The 18,467-nt window shown below is 64.1% G+C and carries 16 protein-coding genes; 8 read left to right on the plus strand and 8 right to left on the minus strand.

What is annotated here, in order from left to right:
• The first annotated feature begins 4 nt into the window (after positions 1-4).
• Positions 5-937, plus strand: a complete 933-nt coding sequence (locus JQ616_RS37800) for an NAD(P)-dependent oxidoreductase (RefSeq protein ID WP_349630108.1) — start codon at positions 5-7, stop codon at positions 935-937.
• A 187-nt stretch (positions 938-1,124) separates the two neighbouring features.
• On the opposite strand, the gene JQ616_RS37805 is transcribed toward JQ616_RS37800, so the two are convergent.
• A complete protein-coding gene (locus JQ616_RS37805; RefSeq protein WP_433996041.1) occupies positions 1,125-1,685 on the minus strand; it encodes a MarR family winged helix-turn-helix transcriptional regulator in 561 nt (186 codons plus the stop codon).
• A 178-nt stretch (positions 1,686-1,863) separates the two neighbouring features.
• On the opposite strand from JQ616_RS37805, the gene JQ616_RS37810 reads away from it, so the two are divergent.
• From JQ616_RS37810 to fahA, 5 genes are all read left to right on the plus strand, one after another.
• The gene (locus JQ616_RS37810; protein ID WP_212023271.1) at positions 1,864-3,492 is read left to right on the plus strand and encodes an FAD-dependent oxidoreductase; all 1,629 of its coding nucleotides are present in this window, start codon (positions 1,864-1,866) and stop codon (positions 3,490-3,492) included.
• A 9-nt stretch (positions 3,493-3,501) separates the two neighbouring features.
• Positions 3,502-3,729: a DUF2783 domain-containing protein gene (locus tag JQ616_RS37815; protein ID WP_050425419.1), complete on the plus strand. Its 228-nt coding sequence runs from the start codon at positions 3,502-3,504 to the stop codon at positions 3,727-3,729.
• A gap of 27 nt (positions 3,730-3,756) precedes the next feature.
• Positions 3,757-4,710 carry an MBL fold metallo-hydrolase gene (locus JQ616_RS37820; protein ID WP_212023272.1) on the plus strand — a complete coding sequence of 318 codons (954 nt, stop codon included), beginning with the start codon at positions 3,757-3,759 and terminating at the stop codon, positions 4,708-4,710.
• A 2-nt stretch (positions 4,711-4,712) separates the two neighbouring features.
• Positions 4,713-6,059, plus strand: a complete 1,347-nt coding sequence (gene hmgA / locus JQ616_RS37825; protein WP_212023273.1) for a homogentisate 1,2-dioxygenase — start codon at positions 4,713-4,715, stop codon at positions 6,057-6,059.
• A gap of 108 nt (positions 6,060-6,167) precedes the next feature.
• The gene (gene fahA, locus JQ616_RS37830) at positions 6,168-7,439 is read left to right on the plus strand and encodes a fumarylacetoacetase (RefSeq protein ID WP_212023274.1); all 1,272 of its coding nucleotides are present in this window, start codon (positions 6,168-6,170) and stop codon (positions 7,437-7,439) included.
• Positions 7,440-7,542: 103 nt separating this feature from the next.
• On the opposite strand, the gene JQ616_RS37835 is transcribed toward fahA, so the two are convergent.
• Together JQ616_RS37835 and JQ616_RS37840 are read right to left on the minus strand one after the other, a co-directional pair.
• A complete protein-coding gene (locus tag JQ616_RS37835) occupies positions 7,543-7,854 on the minus strand; it encodes a DUF1272 domain-containing protein (RefSeq protein ID WP_212023275.1) in 312 nt (103 codons plus the stop codon).
• A gap of 87 nt (positions 7,855-7,941) precedes the next feature.
• Positions 7,942-8,418: an Lrp/AsnC family transcriptional regulator gene (locus JQ616_RS37840; protein WP_212023276.1), complete on the minus strand. Its 477-nt coding sequence runs from the start codon at positions 8,416-8,418 to the stop codon at positions 7,942-7,944.
• 123 nt (positions 8,419-8,541) lie between these two features.
• Between JQ616_RS37840 and hppD the strand changes: the two genes are divergently transcribed.
• Positions 8,542-9,660, plus strand: coding sequence for a 4-hydroxyphenylpyruvate dioxygenase (gene hppD / locus JQ616_RS37845; protein WP_212023277.1), 1,119 nt, complete (start codon positions 8,542-8,544; stop codon positions 9,658-9,660).
• Positions 9,661-9,711: 51 nt separating this feature from the next.
• Here the strand turns inward: hppD and JQ616_RS37850 are convergent, their stop codons facing one another.
• The 5 genes from JQ616_RS37850 to JQ616_RS37870 all read right to left on the minus strand — a co-directional run bounded on the left by JQ616_RS37850 (position 9,712) and on the right by JQ616_RS37870 (position 16,337).
• Positions 9,712-11,028 (minus strand): MFS transporter, encoded by a 1,317-nt coding sequence (locus JQ616_RS37850; protein ID WP_212023278.1) that lies wholly within the window; start codon positions 11,026-11,028, stop codon positions 9,712-9,714.
• Between the two features lie 153 nt (positions 11,029-11,181).
• Positions 11,182-12,291, minus strand: coding sequence for a CaiB/BaiF CoA transferase family protein (locus tag JQ616_RS37855; protein ID WP_212023279.1), 1,110 nt, complete (start codon positions 12,289-12,291; stop codon positions 11,182-11,184).
• 318 nt (positions 12,292-12,609) lie between these two features.
• Entirely contained in the window at positions 12,610-13,410 is an 801-nt protein-coding gene (locus JQ616_RS37860) for an FAD binding domain-containing protein (RefSeq protein WP_212023280.1), read from the minus strand.
• Between the two features lie 11 nt (positions 13,411-13,421).
• Entirely contained in the window at positions 13,422-15,761 is a 2,340-nt protein-coding gene (locus tag JQ616_RS37865; RefSeq protein ID WP_212023281.1) for a xanthine dehydrogenase family protein molybdopterin-binding subunit, read from the minus strand.
• 90 nt (positions 15,762-15,851) lie between these two features.
• On the minus strand, positions 15,852-16,337 hold the full coding sequence (locus JQ616_RS37870; protein ID WP_024583646.1) for a (2Fe-2S)-binding protein: 486 nt from the start codon (positions 16,335-16,337) through the stop codon (positions 15,852-15,854).
• A gap of 404 nt (positions 16,338-16,741) precedes the next feature.
• On the opposite strand from JQ616_RS37870, the gene JQ616_RS37875 reads away from it, so the two are divergent.
• Positions 16,742-18,457, plus strand: a complete 1,716-nt coding sequence (locus tag JQ616_RS37875) for a PQQ-dependent dehydrogenase, methanol/ethanol family (protein WP_249137836.1) — start codon at positions 16,742-16,744, stop codon at positions 18,455-18,457.
• Positions 18,458-18,467 lie beyond the last annotated feature (10 nt).

An 18,467-nucleotide genomic window follows, 5' to 3' on the forward strand; every position in this document is an offset into this window, starting at 1 on the left:
GCCGATCGAGCGAGGCGCATCTGCAACACCTCAAGAAACGTCAAGAAGAAGCGATATGACTGATTATAAGACTCTCGGATTCATCGGCCTCGGCGTGATGGGTGAGCCGATTTGCCGCAACCTGGTCAAGAAGAGCGGCAAGCGTGTCGTGGTGTTCGACCTTTCGGCCGAACCGCTGCAACGCTTGCGCGCCGACGGTGCGGAGGTCGCTGCGTCGGTTGCCGATGTCATCAGGCAGAGCGATGTGCTGTTCCTCTGCCTGCCGAGCGCCAAACACGCGCGCGCGGTGTTCGAGGGCGACGGCATCTTGAAGAACGCGAGAAGCGGCCAGGTGGTGGTCGATCTCGGTACGTCCTCGGTCAGTCAGACCCGCGACTTCGCCGGGCAGTTGCAGGCCAAGGGCGCGGCCTGGGCCGATGCGCCGATCGCGCGCACCCGGCAGGCGGCGCAGGACGGCACGCTCAGCGTGATGGTCGGTGCGGTGCCTGCGCTCTATGCCGCGATCGAGCCGTTGATTCGCTGCTTCGCCACCGACGTCACCAATTGCGGCGAGGTCGGCGCGGGGCAGGTGACAAAAATCCTCAACAACATGGTGCTGTTCGAGACTGTGAACGCGCTGGCTGAGGCCGTCGCGGTGGCGAAGCACAATGGCGTCGATCCGAAGCTGTTGCTTGACACCCTGTCGAAGGGCTCGGCCGACAGCTTCGCGCTGCGCAACCACGGCATGAAGGCGATCGTGCCCGGCGTGTTTCCGGAGCGCGCCTTCTCGACCGAATATGCGCTGAAGGATCTGTCCTACGCGCTGGAGCTCGCGGCAGATGCCGGCATCAAGATCCGCGGCGCGGAGCTGATCGGCACGGTGTTGCAGGAGGCAATCGACAAGGGATCGAAGGACAATTATTTCCCCGTCATCGCCAGGCATATCGACGGGGCATGACGGGGATAGGGGCGCGTGCGAACCCAACCCCCAGCGTCGTCCTGGCGAAGGCCAGAACCCATAACCACAAATGTTGATTGTTGCGCTTCGCTGGAACGACGAATCCCGTTCACAACTCCGGCCGCGGAGTATGGGTCTTGGCTTTCGCCAGGACGACAGCGGAGTGTGTGTCCAACGCGGTGCGTGTCTAATACACGTCCTTCGCGTCCGCCTCTTCGCTGGTCTGCACCAGCTCGAGGCTGCTCTCGACCTTGCCGAGCAGGCGTCCGAGGTCGCGGCGTTCCTGCGCGGAGAGGCAGGACAATATCTCCTGCTCCTTGCGTAGCAGGCGCGGGATCAGCTCCTCGTACAGGGCTTGGCCCTTCTTGGTCAGTCGCAGGCGGAATTCGCGGCGGTCATCGGCGTTCTCGACGCGCTCGACGATCTCGCGCTCCATTAGCGCCGACACCGCGCGGCTGATGGTGGATTTATGGGTGCGGGTGCAATGCGCGATGTATTGCGCGCTGCAGGGATCGCTGCGGAAGCCGAGCGTCGCGAGCACCCGCCACTCCGGAATGTCGAGGCCGTAGCGCGCCTGATATTCGCTCGACAGCGCCGAGGACACCTCGGCCGCCAGCCGGTTCAGGCGGAACGGCATGAAATGAAAGAGATCGAGGCGCTTCTTCGCCGGCGCGACATCGTCGCGCGCGTCCGCTTCCACGGCGCTGCGCGGCCGGGCTGGAGGCTGGCTTGCAGAGGTCCTGGCCAAAAATTCCTCCAATTTGAGTTGACGGCGGGCCCGACTGGGAGTTTAAGATAGTTGCAAGTGAGACTAATTTAGCAAGGTCGCGGCCGGCCCGCAAGGTCCTGTCGCAAGCCAGTCACACAAGCCGCAGCCCATGCCACAGACAAGGGCCGGCGCACCAGGGAACATCCAGGGTCACGCAATGGCATCAGCCAATACGGCACAGGCCAAAACCCAGTTCGGCTATCGCCGCCACCCCGACCAGGAACGGTCGGGCGCCAATGTCGCGCAGCATCCGGTCGTCGTGGTGGGTGCCGGGCCGGTGGGATTGTCGCTTGCGATCGATCTCGCCCAGCGCGGCCAGCGCGTGGTGCTGCTCGACGATGCGGACCGGATCGGCGAAGGCTCGCGCGCGATCTGCTTCTCGAAGCGCTCGCTGGAGTTCTGGGATCGCCTCGGCGTCGGCGACCGCATGGTCGAGAAGGGCGTGGTGTGGAGCGTCGGCAAGATCTTTCACGGCGCCTCGCAGCTCTATCAGTTCAACCTGCTTCCTGAGGAAGGCCACAAGCGGCCCGCCTTCATCAATTTGCAGCAGTTCTACGCCGAGGCCTATCTGGTCGACCGCGTCGAGCAGCTGCCTGATATCGACCTGCGCTGGCGCAACAAGGTGATCGCGCTGGAGAGCCGCAACGACGGCGTCGCGCTGACCATTGCGACTCCTGAAGGCTCGTACCAGGTGCACGCCTCCTTCGTCGTCGCCTGCGACGGCGCGCGTTCGTCGCTGCGGCAGATGGTCGGCGCGGAGTTCGCCGGCCAGGTGTTCGAGGACCAGTTCCTGATCGCCGACGTCAAGATGACCGCGGCGTTCCCGACCGAGCGCTGGTTCTGGTTCGATCCGCCGTTCCATGCCGGGCGCTCGGCGCTGCTGCACAAGCAGCCGGACGACATCTGGCGGATCGATCTGCAACTCAATCCGGATGCCGATCCGATAGCCGAGAAGCAGCCTGAGAATGTCCGGCCGCGGATCGAGCGCATGCTCGGGCATGACAAGTTCGAGTTCGAATGGATCTCGCTCTACAAATTCCAGTGCCGCCGGATGGCAAAGTTCATCCACGGCCGCGTGATCTTCGCCGGTGATTCCGCGCATCAGGTCTCGCCGTTCGGCGCGCGCGGCGCCAATTCCGGGCTCGAGGATGCCGAGAATCTGGCGTGGAAGCTCGACCGGGTGCTGCGCCGGCTGTCGCCGGAAGCATTGCTGGAGAGCTACCACATCGAGCGCAGCGCGGCGGCGGATGAGAACATCCGCGAATCCACCCGTTCGACCGATTTCATGGCGCCGGTGACGAAGCAGGAGGCGCGGCTGCGCCAGGCGGTGCTGTCGCTCGCCAAGGATACGGAGTTCGGCAAGCGCATGGTCAATGGCGGGCGGCTGTCGGTGCCGTCGGTCTACGACACGCCGCTGTCGAGCGGCGATCGTGACAACTGGCGCGGTGGCCCGCGGCCGGGCGCTTCGATGCTGGATGCGCCGGTGACCGAGCAGGGCGGCGGTTCCAGCTATCTGACCGAGGTTTTCATCAGGCAGGGAACGCGTTTCACGCTGCTGGAGTTTGGCAATGGCGCGGCGGTCGATGTGCCCGAGGGCGTCGGCTCCATCCGGGTCGGCGCCGAGGGCGGGTTGGTCGATACGCAGGGCCTTGCTGGCAAGCGCTACGACGCCGAGCCCGGCACCGCCTATCTGTTGCGGCCGGACGGTTATGTCGCGGCGCGCTTCCGCAACGCCGCACGGCCGGCGCTCGATGCGGCGCTGGCGCGCGCTGCCGGTTTGAGCTGAGGAGCAGTCATGGCGCTGTCGACCAGTTCGAATTTCGCAAAGCCCGATGACGCCTTTCGCGCCATCGTCGAGGCGCATCGCGGCCTCACCGACGCGCAGAGTGCCGATCTCGACGCCGCGCTGGTTTTGGTGCTCGCCAACCATATCGGCGATCTCGACGTGCTGCGCGAAGCGATCGCGCTGGCGAAGCGGCGGACGTTGGACGCTAGCCAGCAACAACAGCAGCAACAACAATAGACTGATCAAACGGACAGGATTGAACTGATGGCCAAAGGTTTCGCATCGACCACGGATCTCGCGGAGAAGAAGGTCACCTTCTCCGAGATCGGCACCGATCTCTATGCCTTCACCGCCGAGGGCGATCCCAACACCGCCGTGATCGTCGGCGAGGACGGCTGCCTGGTGTTCGACGCGCAGGCGACGCCGGCGATGGCGAACAAGGTGATCGAGCGGGTCAAGACCGTCACCGATAAGCCGATCAAATATGTCGTGCTGTCGCACTATCACGCGGTGCGCGTGCTCGGCGCTTCCGCCTATCACGCGCAGGGCATCGTCGCCTCGCAGGAGACCTATCGGCTGATCGAGGAGCGCGGCCAGCAGGATTGGGATTCCGAATACGGCCGTTTCCCGCGGCTGTTCCAGGATGCCGCGAGCATCCCCGGCCTGACCTGGCCGACGCTGACCTTCGAAGGCGAGATGTCGATCTATCTCGGCAAGCGCGAGGTGCGGCTGATGCAGCTCGGCGCCGGCCACACTTCGGGTGACATCGTCGCCTGGGTGCCGGATGCCGAGGTGATGTTCTCCGGCGATCTGATCGAGTATCACTCGGCCTGCTATTGCGGCGATGCGCATCTGCGCGAATGGCCGATGACCCTGAACGAGATACGCGCCTTCAATCCGAAGGCGATCGCGCCGGGTCGCGGCGATGCGCTGAAGGGCCTCGAGACCGGCCGCGACGCAATCGCGATGACACGCGATTTCGTCACCACGCTCTACGGCGCTGCCGAATCGTCGGTCGCCAAGGGCCGCAGCCTGAAGGAATCGATGGCGGCGACGCGCGAGGTGATGGATCCGAAATTCTCGAAGTTCGCGATCTACGAGCACTGCCTGCCGTTCAACGTTTCGCGCGCCTATGACGAGGCGTCCGGGATCGACGATCCCGTGATCTGGACCGACAAGCGCGACCAGGAAATGTGGGCCGCCCTGCAAGGAGGATAGTGATGAACATCAATACCTCGCCTGATCAGATCGTGCGCAGCTCGGGGCAAGTCACGCCGGGCTACATGTCCGGCTTCGGCAACAGCTTTGAGACCGAGGCCTTGCCCGGCGCGCTGCCGATGGGGCGCAACTCGCCGCAGCGCTGCGCCTATGGGCTTTATGCCGAGCAATTGTCCGGCTCGCCGTTTACGGCGCCGCGCGGCACCAACGAGCGCTCCTGGCTCTACCGCATCCGCCCGTCGGTGCGGCATTCCGGCCGCTTCGCCAAGGCCGATGCCGGACTGTGGCGCACCGCGCCTTGCCACGAATACGACATGCCGATCGCGCAACTGCGCTGGGATCCGGCGCCGATTCCGAAGGAGGACATGACCTTCCTGCAGGGCGTGCAGACCATGACCACGGCGGGCGATGCCAACACACAAGCCGGCATGGCGGCGCACGTCTACCTCATCACCAAGTCGATGGTCGATCAGCATTTCTACAATGCCGACGGCGAGATGATGTTCGTGCTGCAGCAGGGCAATCTGCGCTTCGTCACCGAGTTCGGCCGCATCGATGCCGAGCCGGGCGAGATCGTGGTGATCCCGCGCGGCGTGAAATTCCGCGTCGAGCTTCCGTCGGGACCTGCGCGCGGTTATCTCTGCGAGAACTACGGCGGCGCCTTCACGCTGCCGGAGCGCGGCCCGATCGGCGCCAACTGTCTCGCCAACTCGCGCGACTTCCTGACGCCGGTAGCTAGCTACGAGGACAAGGACACGCCGACCGAGCTCTACGTGAAATGGGGCGGCTCGCTGTTCAAGACCACATTGCCGCATTCGCCGATCGACGTGGTCGCCTGGCACGGCAATTACGCGCCCTACAAATACGATCTGCGCACTTTCTCGCCGGTCGGCGCGATCGCCTTCGATCATCCCGATCCCTCGATCTTCACGGTGCTGACCTCGCCGTCGGAGACCGCCGGCACCGCGAATATCGACTTCGTGATCTTCCCGGAGCGCTGGATGGTGGCCGACAACACCTTCCGTCCGCCGTGGTACCACATGAACATCATGTCGGAATTCATGGGCCTGATCTACGGCGTCTACGACGCCAAGCCGCAAGGTTTCGTGCCGGGCGGTATCAGCCTGCACAATTGCATGCTGCCGCATGGCCCCGACCGCGAAGCCTTCGAGCACGCCAGCAACAGCGAGCTGAAGCCGGTGAAGCTGACCGGCACGATGGCCTTCATGTTCGAGACCCGCTACCCGCAACGGGTGACGCAGCACGCCGCGACGTCGTCGACGCTTCAGGACGATTACTCTGATTGCTGGAAGGGCCTCGAGAAGAAGTTCGACCCGAACAAGCCGTAGAGATTCATGTCGTCATGGCCGGGCTTGACCCGGCCATCCATCTTTTCAAAGAGCGATGGATCGCCGGGGCAAGCCCGGTGATGACGAGTTAGTCACTGGAGACGCACCGTGCCCCACCCCAACGACCCCAAACTCCGCTCCTTCATCGACGTCGCATCCACCTCCGATTTCCCGATCCAGAACCTGCCCTATGGCGTGTTCTCCTCGAAGGACGGTCTTGCGCCGCGCGTCGGTGTTGCGATCGGCGACTATGTGCTCGACCTCTGGGAGCTCGAGCAGGACTCGCGGCTCGATGTCGGGCCGCTCGGCGTATTCTCGCAGCCGTCGCTGAACGCCTTCATGGCGCTCGGGCCGAAGGTGTGGACCGCGACGCGAGCGCGGATCAGCGAGCTGTTGCGCTCCGACCATCCTGAGCTGCGCGACAACAAGGAGTTGCGCGCGCGGGCACTGGTGCCGATGGCTGATGTCAGGCTGCACATGCCGTTTGCCGTCGCGGGCTACACCGATTTCTACTCGTCGAAGGAGCACGCCACCAATGTCGGCGTCATGTTCCGCGGCAAGGACAATGCGTTGCAGCCGAACTGGCTGCACATGCCGATCGGCTACAACGGCCGCGCCTCGACGGTCGTGGTTGGCGGCACCAAGGTGCGGCGTCCGCGCGGGCAGCTGAAGCCGCCGACTGCAGAGGTGCCAAGCTTCGGCCCGTGTAAACGGCTCGACTTCGAGCTGGAGATGGGGGTCGTCGTCGGACAGGCATCTGCGATGGGCGAGATGCTGACCGAGCAGCAGGCCGAGGAGATGATCTTCGGCTTCGTCATCCTCAACGACTGGAGCGCGCGCGACATCCAGCAATGGGAATATGTGCCGCTCGGCCCGTTCCAGGCCAAGGCGTTCGCAACCTCGATCTCGCCGTGGGTGGTGACGCGCGAGGCGCTGGAGCCGTTCCGGATGCAGGGCCCGAAGCAGGAGCCGGAGCCACTGGCCTATCTCAAGCAGGCCCAGCCGAACAATTACGACCTGCAGCTCGACGTCGGCTTACGTGCCGGTGCGATGAACGAGGCGAAGACGATCTGCAGCACCAATTTCAAATACATGTACTGGTCGTCGGTGCAGCAGCTCGTGCACCACGCCTCATCCGGCTGCGCGATGAATGTCGGCGATCTCCTCGGCAGCGGCACGATCTCCGGTCCCGAAAAGCACCAGCGCGGCAGCTTGCTCGAAATCAGCTGGAACGGCACCGAGCCGGTCGAGTTGGCGAGCGGCGTGACGCGCTCGTTTCTCGAAAACGGCGATTCGCTGGTGATGCGCGGCTGGTGCCAGGGTGACGGCTATCGCGTCGGGTTCGGCGAGGTCGAAGGCACGATCGTCGCGGCGGAGTGAGCCGTCACTCCGTCATTGCGAGGAGCAAGGCGACGAAGCATCCATCGCACCGCTTGCGCGGGACCATGGATTGCTTCGTTTCGTTCGCAAAGACGAGAGGAAGTCATCGCTCCTCGGGCCTGATATCCCGTAGCCGCGCGGTATGCGCCGCACAGTCATCGAGACTGTATTTCAGATGCACCCGCTTGTCCGACGGCGGCTGGTTCACGGTGCAGACGCCCGCTCGCCATGGCTTGGCGGGACGGATCGGCCGCGGGGCGAAGCCGCCGCCGCAGTTCGGGCAGACATTGCCGAGCTTGGTCTCGGCGCAATCCGCACAGAACGTGCATTCGTAGGAACAGATCCGCGCGTCGAGCGCGCTCGGCGGCAGGTCCTTGTCGCAATATTCGCAGTTCGGTCGCAGCTGCAGCGCCATGTTCGTCTCTCTAGCCGGGTGTTGGAAGGAATGATCGCAAATCGGACCGGGAAAGCGAATGACGTATTTCCCTCGTTTCGCGCCGGATCAGGTCGGTAGCGATTTCAGCGGCAGCTTGGTGCTCTCCTTCAGGCGGTCGAGCACGATCGATGACCGCACATGCGCCACGCTCTGGTGCGGCATCAGCACGTTGTTGACGATGTCGGACAGGCTTTTGAGGTCGCGCAGCATCACCTTGAGCACGTAGTCGGCATCCCCGGTCAGCGCGTAGGCCTCCTGGATGTCGTCGACCCGGTTGACCAGCTCGCGAAACCGCTTGGCGTTGTCGGGCGAGTGGGTCGCGAGCGTGATGTGGATGAAGGCGATCAGGCCGAAGCCGAGTGCCTCGCCGGCGAGGTCGGCGTGGTAGCCCGCGATCACCTTCTCCTCCTCCAGCCGCATCCGCCGCCGCGAGCATTGCGAGGCCGACAGGCCGACCAGATCGGCCAGCTGCTGGTTGGTGAGCCGGCCGTCGTCCTGCAGCGCGGCGAGCATTTTGAGGTCGAAGGCGTCGACGTCAGGCATGCGCCAAATGTCCATTTCATGCACAGATCATGCGCAATTCTAGCAAATCGATGGGCATTTCGCACGCACATTGCGCAGCGAGTGACGGAAACTGATCTCCAGACAAATCAGGGAGTTACCGTCATGGGACCGTTTCCGCACGATGCGCCGCCGGCCGAAATCAGCGCCGACAATCCGATGGGCACCGACGGCTTCGAGTTCGTCGAATACGCCCACCCCAATCCGGCCGAGCTGCACGCGCTGTTCAAGCTGATGGGTTTTGTCGCGGTCGCCCGGCACAAGACCAAGGCGATCACGGTCTATCGCCAGGGCGACATCAACTATCTCGTCAACGAGGAGCCTGATAGTCACGGCTTCAACTTCGTCGCCGCGCACGGCCCCTGCGCGCCGTCGATGGCGTTTCGCGTGGTCGATGCCAGGCAGGCCTATGAGCGCGCGATCGCGCTCGGCGCGGAGTCGGCGGATGTGTCGTCTGCCGAGAAGACGCTCGATGTGCCCGCGATCAAGGGCATCGGCGGTAGCCTGCTGTATTTCGTCGACCGCTATGGCGCCAAGGGTTCGGCCTATGATGCCGAGTTCGAATGGTTAGGCGCCGCCAACCCGCGCCCTGCGGGTTCCGGCCTGTATTACATCGATCACCTCACCCACAACGTCCATCGCGGCCGCATGGATGTCTGGACCGGCTTCTATGCAAAGCTGTTCAACTTCCGCCAGATCCGCTTCTTCGACATCGAAGGCCGCGCGTCGGGCCTGTTCTCGCGCGCGTTGACCAGCCCGGACGGCAAGATCCGGATCCCGATCAACGAGGACGCCGGCGATTCCGGGCAGATCGAGGAGTATCTCAACATCTATCACGGCGAGGGCATCCAGCACATCGCCTGCGGTGCGCGCGATATCCATGCGACGGTCGAGAGATTGCGCGCGGACGGCCTGCCGTTCATGCCCTCCCCGCCCGACACCTATTTCGAGCGGATCGACGCCCGTCTGCCCAAGCATGGCGAGGACGTCGTGCGGCTGCAGAGCAACGGCATCCTGGTCGACGGCGAGGGTGTGGTCGAGGGCAGCCAGACCAAGGTGCTGCTGCAGATCTTCTCTGCGAATGCGATCGGGCCGATCTTCTTCGAATTCATCCAGCGCAAGGGCGACGATGGCTTCGGCGAGGGCAACTTCAAGGCACTGTTCGAATCGATCGAGGAAGACCAGATCCGCCGCGGCGTGCTCAAGGTCGATCACGCCGCTTAGTCATTTCCGAGCCGATGCGCGGCGGAGATGATCCGCCGCGCTTCTGTGCATCTAGCGCGACACGCCGGCCAGAGCGGTGGCCGGTGCGGTATCCTCGGAGCCGCCCTTCAAGGTCGCGGGCACCTTGATCGCCAGCGTCGCAAGCACGCTGATCACGCTCATGATGATCACGTACCAGACCCATGACAGCTTATCGCCGGTAGCGCCGATGATCCAGGTGAACACGATCTGCGCGGTGCCGCCGAAGATGGTCACGCCCAGCGCGTAGGCGATGGAAAGTCCCGCCGTCCGCACGGCGGATGGGAATATCATCGGGATGAGGATGATGCCGGCGCCTGACGACATCGCGTGGATCGCCATCAGGAATGCGGCGGTCGTCACGAACACCAGCGGCGAGCCGGACGAGATGACAAGCTGCAAGGCCGGGTAGAAGAGCAGCGTCACGATCAGGCGCGGGACCACGGCCATCGTCTTCACGCCGAACCTGTCTGCAAGCGCGCCGCCGACCAGCGAGAACACCAGTCCGCTGAGGCCGGTCGCGAGGCTCCCTGCCATCGACCAGCCCTGGCTGTAGTGCAGCGTGTTGATGGCGTAGGTCGCCGTGTACAGGAAGAAATATTGGGAGATGGTCGCGCCGGAGATCAGGAGGATGCAGAGCGCGATCTTCTGCCAATGGTTCGACATGACGTCGGACAGCACGCGACCGACGCTGTCATGCGCTTCCTCGGCGTCCATCGTCTCGTCGAGATTGCGGCGGATGTAATAGCCGACCGGCGCGATCAGGATGCCGAGCAGGAACGGGACACGCCAGCCCCAGCTATCTGTGGCGGCAGGCGTGATGGTGAACGCCAGCAACAGGCCGATCAGGCCCGAGATCACGCTGCCCATGTTCTGGCTCGCGAGTTGCCAGCTGCCGAAGAATCCCTTGCGATGCGCCGGCGCGCTTTCCAGCAGATAGGTCGTTGCCGGCCCCATCTCGCCGCCGGCGGAAAAGCCCTGCAGCAGCCGCGCGAACACCAGCAGGATCGGCGCAAGCACGCCGATCTGCTGGTAGGTCGGCAACAATCCGATCATGCCGCTGCCGACCGCCATCAGCCAGATGGTCAGGGTCATCGCCGGGCGTCGGCCGAAACGATCGGCATAGGCACCGATCAGGATGCCGCCGAGCGGCCGCGCCACGAAGCCGACGCCGAACGTTGCGACCGACAGCAGCAGGCTGGTGCTCGGATTTTCCGCAGGGAAGAACGCTTTCGCAAGCCAGGTGGCGAACGCCGCATAGACGGTGAAGTCGTAGAACTCCAGCGCGTTGCCGAGGATCGCGGCGCCCACCCGCATGGTCTGCGAGGGCGGCGGGCGATCATTTGGCATTCGGTTCACTGGCATACGGCTCATAAGGCACCCCTGCGTCAATTTGACCGACAACAAGCAAGAGGTGCGCCGTAATGCAATGGCTTTTCGCGCGCCGTCCCGGGACGACGCGCTTGCCTGGATGCCTTTCGGGTTAACTTGCGGCTTGGTCGCTCAGCGCGTTTTCCACGCGCTGGTCACGTCGCCGATGCTGGCCAATTCCGGCTCACGGATCGCCGACGGCGTGCGCGAGAAGCGCGGCGCTGGCGCGGGCTGGGTGACGCCGTGGCGTTCGACGAACACCTGGCGCGCCGCCATGTGCGGATGCTTGGGGGCTTCCTCCATGGTCAGGATCGGCGCGAAGCAGATATCGGTGCCTTCCATGATCGTGCACCAATCGGCGCGCGACTTGGTCTTGAACACCTTCTCCAGCTTCGCCTTCAGCGTCGGCCAGGCCTTGCGGTCCATCTGGGCGTCGAAGTCGGCGTCGGTGAGGTCGGCGTGCTTGCGCAGCAGCGCATAGAACTGCGGCTCGATCGAGCCGATCGAGATGAAGTTGCCGCAGGAGCATTCGTAGACGCCGTAGAAATGCGCGCCGCCGTCGAGGAAATTCTGGTCGCGGCCGCCGCTCCAGCGGCCCTGCGCGGCCATGTCGTAGAACATCGACATCAGCGAGGCCGCGCCGTCGCACATCGCGGTATCGACCACCTGGCCCTTGCCGGACTTCTGCGCTTCGAGGAGCGCAGCGAGCACGCCGACCACGAGATAGAGCGCGCCGCCGCCGAAATCGCCGACCAGATTGAGCGGCGGCACCGGCTTCTCCTTGGTGCCGATCGCAGCGAGTGCACCTGTGATCGAGATGTAGTTGATGTCGTGACCAGCGGCATTCGCCAGCGGGCCTTCCTGGCCCCAGCCGGTCATACGGCCGTAGACCAGCTTCGGATTGCGTGCGAGCACGACATCGGGGCCGAGGCCAAGGCGTTCCATCACGCCGGGACGAAAGCCTTCGATCAGCGCGTCGGCATGGCTGAGCAAATCGAGCACTTCAGCGATCGCCGCCTTGTTCTTGAGATCGAGCTCGATGACCTTGCGGCCGCGGGTCGCGACCGCCTTCAGATTCTTGCCCGCGCCGACCCGGTCCAGCGTGATGACCTCGGCACCCATGTCGGCGAGCAGCATGCAGGCGAACGGGCCGGGGCCGATGCCGGCGAATTCGACGATGCGGAAGCCGGTGAGCGGGCCCGAGGTGCGAGCGGCGGTTTGGGAGGCGGGCTTGTCGAGCACGTTGTTGTTCCGTTGTTGCTAAAGGGAAGTATTCGAAAGGGGCGTGTTCAGTTGTCCGACGCGGGGAATCGTACCGGCGCGGCCGTCAAAGGCGCGGCCTGGCGGTCGGTTGCCATGGCGATTGGTGTTCGTTGGATCTGCCGAACGTCATAAGTCCTCTCCCCGCGCCGTCCGTCCGACGGTATTTTTAATTAGCTGATTAGCTAAATTCTCTCGCCTAATGGGGGATGTGGCAAGCTCTTTCGGCTGGAATGCCAGCAAAACGCGAACGGCGCGCATCGCTGCGCGCCGTCTGCATAGGTTCCGGAAGGATAGAGGCTAGCCGGCCGCGGTCACCGCCCGCTGTCCCATCACCTTCACCAGGTTCGCGCGGTAAGCCGCCGAGCCGTGGATGTCGGCGAGCAGGCCGTTCGCCGGGATCATCACGGCATCAAGCGCCGCGGCCGCCCAGTTCGCCTTCAGCGCCTGCTCGATCGGCGCCACCCGCATCACGCCGCTCTGCGACGCGCCGGTCGCGGCGACGCGAACGTCGCCTGCCTTGGTCTTGGCGACGAACACGCCGGTCAGCGCGAAGCGCGAGGCCGGATGCCGCATCTTGGCATAGCCCGCCTTGGCCGGGACCGGGAACGACACCGCGGTGATCATCTCGCCATCCTCGAGCGCCGTCGTGAACAGGCCCTTGAAGAAGTCTTCCGCCGAGATCGAACGCTTGTTGGTCTTGACCGTCGCGCCGAGCGCCAGCACCGCCGCCGGATAATCCGCCGCCGGGTCGTTGTTGGCGAGCGAGCCGCCGATCGTGCCGCGATGACGCACGGCCGGATCGCCGATCATCGAGGCGAGGTGCGCGAGCGCCGGGATCGCCTTCTGCACGGCCTCGCTCTGCGCCACGTCGTAATGCGTGGTCGCGGCCTTGATGGTCACGGTGTCGCCGGACACGTCGATGCCGATCATGTCCTTGATCTTGGCGACGTCGATCACGTCGGATGGTGCCGCAAGCCGTTGCTTCATCACGGGGAGCAAGGTCTGTCCGCCGGACAGGAACTTGGAGTCCGTGCCCTTGGCGAACTGCGCCACGGCATCGTCGATCGAGGATGCGCGGTGATAATTGGTCTCGTACATCGTATCCTCCCTCAACCGTGAATGGCGTGCCAGACGCGATCGGGCGTCGCCGGCATTTCCAGCTTGTTGTTGCCGATGGCGTCCGTGATCGCGTTGATCACGGCAGCAGAGGCGCCGATCGCGCCGGCTTCGCCGCAGCCCTTGACGCCGAGCGGGTTGCCCGGACACAGCGTCGTGGTGTGGGAGAGCTGGAACGACGGCAGGTCGTCGGCGCGCGGCATGGTGTAATCCATGAACGACGCGGTCACGAGCTGGCCGGTGTCGTCATAGACCACGCCTTCCAGCAGCGCCTGGCCGATGCCCTGGGCGAGGCCGCCATGAACCTGGCCTTCGACAATCATCGGGTTGATCAGCCGGCCGAAATCGTCTGCTGCTACGAAGTTGACGAAGGAGGTCTTGCCGGTACCGGGATCAACCTCGAGCTCGCAGATATAGGCGCCGGCCGGGAAGGTGAAGTTGGTCGGGTCGTAGAACGCCGTCTCCTTCAGGCCGGGCTCCATGCCGTCAGGCAGATTGTGCGCGGTGTAGGCCGCGAGCGCGACCATCGGCAGCGCGATCGCCTTGTCGGTGCCGGTGACCTTGAACTCGCCGTTCTCGATCACGATGTCGCTCTCGGACGCCTCGAGCGCATGTGCCGCGATCTTCTTGGCTTTCGCCTCCACCTTTTCCATCGCCTTCACGATCGCCGTGCCGCCGACCGCGAGCGAGCGCGAGCCGTAGGTGCCCATGCCGAACTGCACCTTGTCGGTGTCGCCATGGACGATCGAGACCTGGCTGATTGGCACGCCGAGCCGCTCCGCAATGATCTGGCAGAACGTCGTCTCGTGGCCCTGGCCGTGGCTGTGCGAGCCGGTGAGCACCTCGATAGTGCCGACCGGGTTGACGCGGATCTCAGCCGATTCCCACAGGCCGACGCCGGCGCCGAGACTGCCGACCGCCTTCGACGGCGCGATGCCGCAGGCCTCGATGTAGCAGGAGAGGCCGATGCCGCGCAGCTTGCCGTCAGCTTTCGCCTTGGCCTTGCGAGCCGGGAAGCCGGCATAGTCGATCGCCTTCATCGCCGCATCAATCGAGGCGTGGAAGTCGCCGATGTCGTACGCCATAATGACCGGCGTCTGATACGGGAACGTGGTGATGAAGTTCTTTTTGCGCAGCTCGGCCGGATCGACCTTCAACTGCCGCGCCGCGGTCTCCATCATCCGCTCGATCAGATAGCTCGCCTCGGGACGGCCGGCGCCGCGATAGGCGTCGACCGGCGTGGTGTTGGTGTAGACGCCGATCACCTCGGCATAGATCGCCGGGATCACGTATTGGCCCGACAGCAGCGTCGCGTAGAGATAGGTCGGCACCGCCGACGAGAACAGCGACATGTAGGCGCCGAAATTGGCGTGGGTCTTCACCCGCAGGCCGAGGATCTTGTTGTCCTTGTCAAACGCCAGCTCCGCCTTCGAGACATGGTCGCGGCCATGCGCGTCGGTGAGGAAGGCTTCCGAACGGTCGCCGGTCCACTTCACCGGACGATTGACCTTCTTGGAGGCCCACAGCGCCACCATCTCTTCCGGATAGATGTAGATCTTGGAGCCGAAGCCGCCGCCGACGTCGGGGGCGATCACGCGCAGCTTGTGCTCGGGCGCGATATTGTAGAACGCCGACAGCACCAGGCGGGCGACGTGCGGGTTCTGCGACGTCGTGTAGAGCGTGTAGTGCTCCTCGGCCTGGTCGTAATGCGCGACCGCTGCGCGCGGCTCCATCGCATTCGGCACCAGGCGGTTGTTGGTGAGGTCCAGCGTCACCACATTGGCGGCCTTGCTGAACGCATCCTTGACCGCGGCTTCGTCGCCGAGATGCCAGTCATAAACGATGTTGCCGGGGGCCTCGGGATGCAGCTGCGGTGCGCCCGATTTGATGGCAGCCTTGATGTCGGCCGCCGCGGGAAGCTCTTCGTAATCGACGACAACGGCTTCCGCCGCGTCCTTGGCCTGGTTCTTGGTTTCGGCGATCACGACCGCGACCGCCTGTCCGACGAAGCGCACGGTTTCCGGCGCCATCGCCGGCCACGCGCCCATTTTCATCGGCGAACCATCCTTCGAGGTGATTGCCCAGCCGCAGATCAGATTGCCGACCTTGTCGTCGACGATCTGTTGCCCGGTCAGCACCGCGATCACGCCGGGCATCTTCATGGCCTCAGCGGAATTGATGCCCTTGACCTTGGCATGTGCATGCGGGCTGCGGATGAAGTGAGCGTAGCTCATGCCGACCATTTTAACGTCGTCGACGTAACGTCCTTGTCCGGTGATGAACCGGCGATCTTCCTTGCGCACGACGCGTGCGCCAATTCCTTCAACACCCATGGTCTAGTCCTCCCGACCGGAGATTCGATTTGCCGCCGTTTCCATCGAGATCGGCGGTGATGAGCTTGATCGTATGCGCTGCGCGAGCTGCTATTCGGCGGCCTGCGCGACCTTCATGCGGCCGGCAGCGTCGAGCACCGCCTTGACGATGTTGTGGTAGCCGGTGCAGCGGCAGATGTTGCCTTCGAGCTCGTGACGAACCGTTTCCTCGTCGAGCTTGCCGCCATGGCGGTGCACGATATCGACCGCGGACATGATCATGCCGGGGGTGCAATAGCCGCACTGCAGGCCGTGATTGTCGCGGAACGCCGCCTGCATCGGGTGCAGCTCGTCGCCCTTGGCGAGGCCTTCGATCGTGGTGACGTTGGAGCCTGCCGCCTGGCCGGCCAGCATGGTGCAGGATTTCACCGCCCGTCCATCGACATGGACGACGCAGGCGCCGCACTGGCTGGTATCGCAGCCGACATGGGTGCCGGTGAGGTTCAGATTTTCGCGCAACAGGTGCACGAGGAGGGTTCGGTCCTCGACGTCGACCGAGACCGCCTTGCCGTTTACCGTCAGTTTGACTGTAGACACGCGTTTCTCCCAATAGCTTCGTTATGGGCCCAGTAGACCACGCTTCATTTGGGACGTAACCGCGATCAAAGTCGTAGTTGCGGCCCTGTCACGAAGGCTCCGGGCTGTACCTCTGATCCTAGCAGGCGGCCGTTCGATGGGCAATTTGCAAGCGGCTGCCGGCGTGCTCCGGCGTGACGAAAATGCGCTGCGGCGCAAGCGATTTTGGGCCGACTGACGCGGCTTGCGGCGCGCAAAATTCGTCGTCGTGATTGCTACTACCTTCCGCCTATAACGACGCAGAGGCGTTGCTGGCATTTTCATCGCCGATGTAGCGACAGAAGATCGCTGATCCATGCATTTGGGTAGAGAGACGCGCGCGCGATGTATCCATCGCGGCAACGAAACCATATTGGAGGAAGCCAATGAAGCTGAGGAGCGGGATTTTCTTTGCCGGCGTGTCGCTGGTCGCCATGGTGATGGCAGGCATGGCTGCGTCGAACGCGAATGAGTCCGTCGCAAAGGCGGTGTCCGATCCGAACGGATGGGCGATCGCCGGTCACGACTACGGCAATACGCGTTTCAGCCCCTTAAAGCAGATCAATTCCGAGAATGCCGGCAAGCTGCAGCTGGTCTACTCGCTGTCGCTCGCGTCGCTGCGTTCGAACGAATCGTCGCCGGTGGTGATCGGCAAGAACCTGTATGTCTCGACCTCGTGGGGTCCGAAATACGTCTATGCGATCGACGCCGCGACCGGCGCGCGCAAATGGACCTGGCAGCCCGATATTCCGGATGACGTGCTTCAATACGCCTGCTGCGACGTCAATAACCGCGGCGTGTCCTACGCCGACGGCAAGATCTTCGTCGGCCGCCTCGACGGCAAACTGACTGCGCTCGATGCCGAGACCGGCAAGGAGCTCTGGACCTCGACCGTCGTCGACTACAAGCAGGGATCGGTGATCACCTCGCCGCCGCTGATCGTCCGCGACAAGGTCATCACCGGCTTCGGCGGCGGCGAATATGGCGTCCGCGGTGCGTTGCAGGCGTTCTCGCTGAAGGACGGCAAGCTGCTCTGGCAGACCTACACGGTCCCGGCGCCCGGCGAACCCGGTAGCGACACCTGGAAGGGCGACACCGGGCTGCATGGCGGCGGCGCCGCCTGGCTGGTCGGCTCCTACGATGCCAAGTCCGACACGGTCTACTGGGGTACCAGCAATCCGGGTCCGTGGAATACCGGCGTGCGCTCCACCGGCGACGGCAATTTCGGCAAGCTGACCAACCTCTACACCGCCTCGACGCTGGCGATCGATCCCAACACCGGCAAGATCAAGTGGCACATCCAGGGCACGCCGGCCGATGCCTGGGATTATGACGGCGTCAACGAACTGCTGCTCGCCGACCTGAAGATCAAGGGCGCCGAGACGCCGGTCCTGATGAAGGCGGACCGCAACGGCTTCTTCTTCGTGGCCAACCGCGAGACCGGCAAGGTGATCTCGGCCGAGAAGTATGTGTTCGCGAACTGGGCCAAGAAGTGGGACATCAACACGATGCGGGCGGAAGAGGATCCGGACAAGCGTCCCGGCCCGGGCCACCCCGCCAAGGACATCTGCCCGAACCTGATCGGCGGCAAGAACTGGCAGCCGATGTCGTTCAACCCGCAGACCGGCCTCGTCTACATCCCGAGCAACAACGTCTGCATGGATTGGTCGGTCTCCGACGTGAACTACAAGCGCGGGGTGTTCTATCTCGGCGCCGAATTCCCGACCAAGCCCGGTCCCGGCGGCTTCCTCGGCGAACTCGTGGCCTGGGATCCCGTGGCCAACAAGAAGGTCTGGAGCATCAAGGAAGACCTACCCTTCAACGGCGGCACGCTGACGACCGGTGGCAATCTGGTGTTCTCGGGCAATCTGCACGGCGACTTCCGCGCCATCGATGCCAAGAACGGCAAGGTGCTGTGGAGCAAGAACCTCGGCAGCGGCATCGGTGCCGGACCGGTGACCTATTCGGTCGACGGCAAGCAGTATGTCGCGATCGTGGTCGGTCGTACCGCGGCGCTGCCGGCCTTCCTCGGTGACATCGGCAAGAAGATGGTCGCCGCGGCGCCGGAAGGCGGTTCGCTGTTCGTGTTCGCCCTGCAGTAACCATCGCGTA

The sequence above is a fragment of the Bradyrhizobium tropiciagri genome (genome assembly GCF_018130545.1).
In the GTDB taxonomy this organism is placed as follows: Bacteria; Pseudomonadota; Alphaproteobacteria; order Rhizobiales; family Xanthobacteraceae; genus Bradyrhizobium; species Bradyrhizobium tropiciagri_A.

Coding starts and splice junctions, on each gene's coding strand:
- JQ616_RS37810 (WP_212023271.1), top strand. CDS start 1,864: ATGGCATCAGCCAATACGGCACAGGCCAAAACCCAGTTCGGCTATCGC.
- JQ616_RS37815 (WP_050425419.1), top strand. CDS start 3,502: ATGGCGCTGTCGACCAGTTCGAATTTCGCAAAGCCCGATGACGCCTTT.
- JQ616_RS37820 (WP_212023272.1), top strand. CDS start 3,757: ATGGCCAAAGGTTTCGCATCGACCACGGATCTCGCGGAGAAGAAGGTC.
- hmgA (WP_212023273.1), top strand. CDS start 4,713: ATGAACATCAATACCTCGCCTGATCAGATCGTGCGCAGCTCGGGGCAA.
- JQ616_RS37835 (WP_212023275.1), bottom strand. CDS start 7,854: ATGGCGCTGCAGCTGCGACCGAACTGCGAATATTGCGACAAGGACCTG.
- JQ616_RS37840 (WP_212023276.1), bottom strand. CDS start 8,418: ATGCCTGACGTCGACGCCTTCGACCTCAAAATGCTCGCCGCGCTGCAG.
- hppD (WP_212023277.1), top strand. CDS start 8,542: ATGGGACCGTTTCCGCACGATGCGCCGCCGGCCGAAATCAGCGCCGAC.
- JQ616_RS37850 (WP_212023278.1), bottom strand. CDS start 11,028: ATGCCAAATGATCGCCCGCCGCCCTCGCAGACCATGCGGGTGGGCGCC.
- JQ616_RS37860 (WP_212023280.1), bottom strand. CDS start 13,410: ATGTACGAGACCAATTATCACCGCGCATCCTCGATCGACGATGCCGTG.
- JQ616_RS37865 (WP_212023281.1), bottom strand. CDS start 15,761: ATGGGTGTTGAAGGAATTGGCGCACGCGTCGTGCGCAAGGAAGATCGC.
- JQ616_RS37875 (WP_249137836.1), top strand. CDS start 16,742: ATGAAGCTGAGGAGCGGGATTTTCTTTGCCGGCGTGTCGCTGGTCGCC.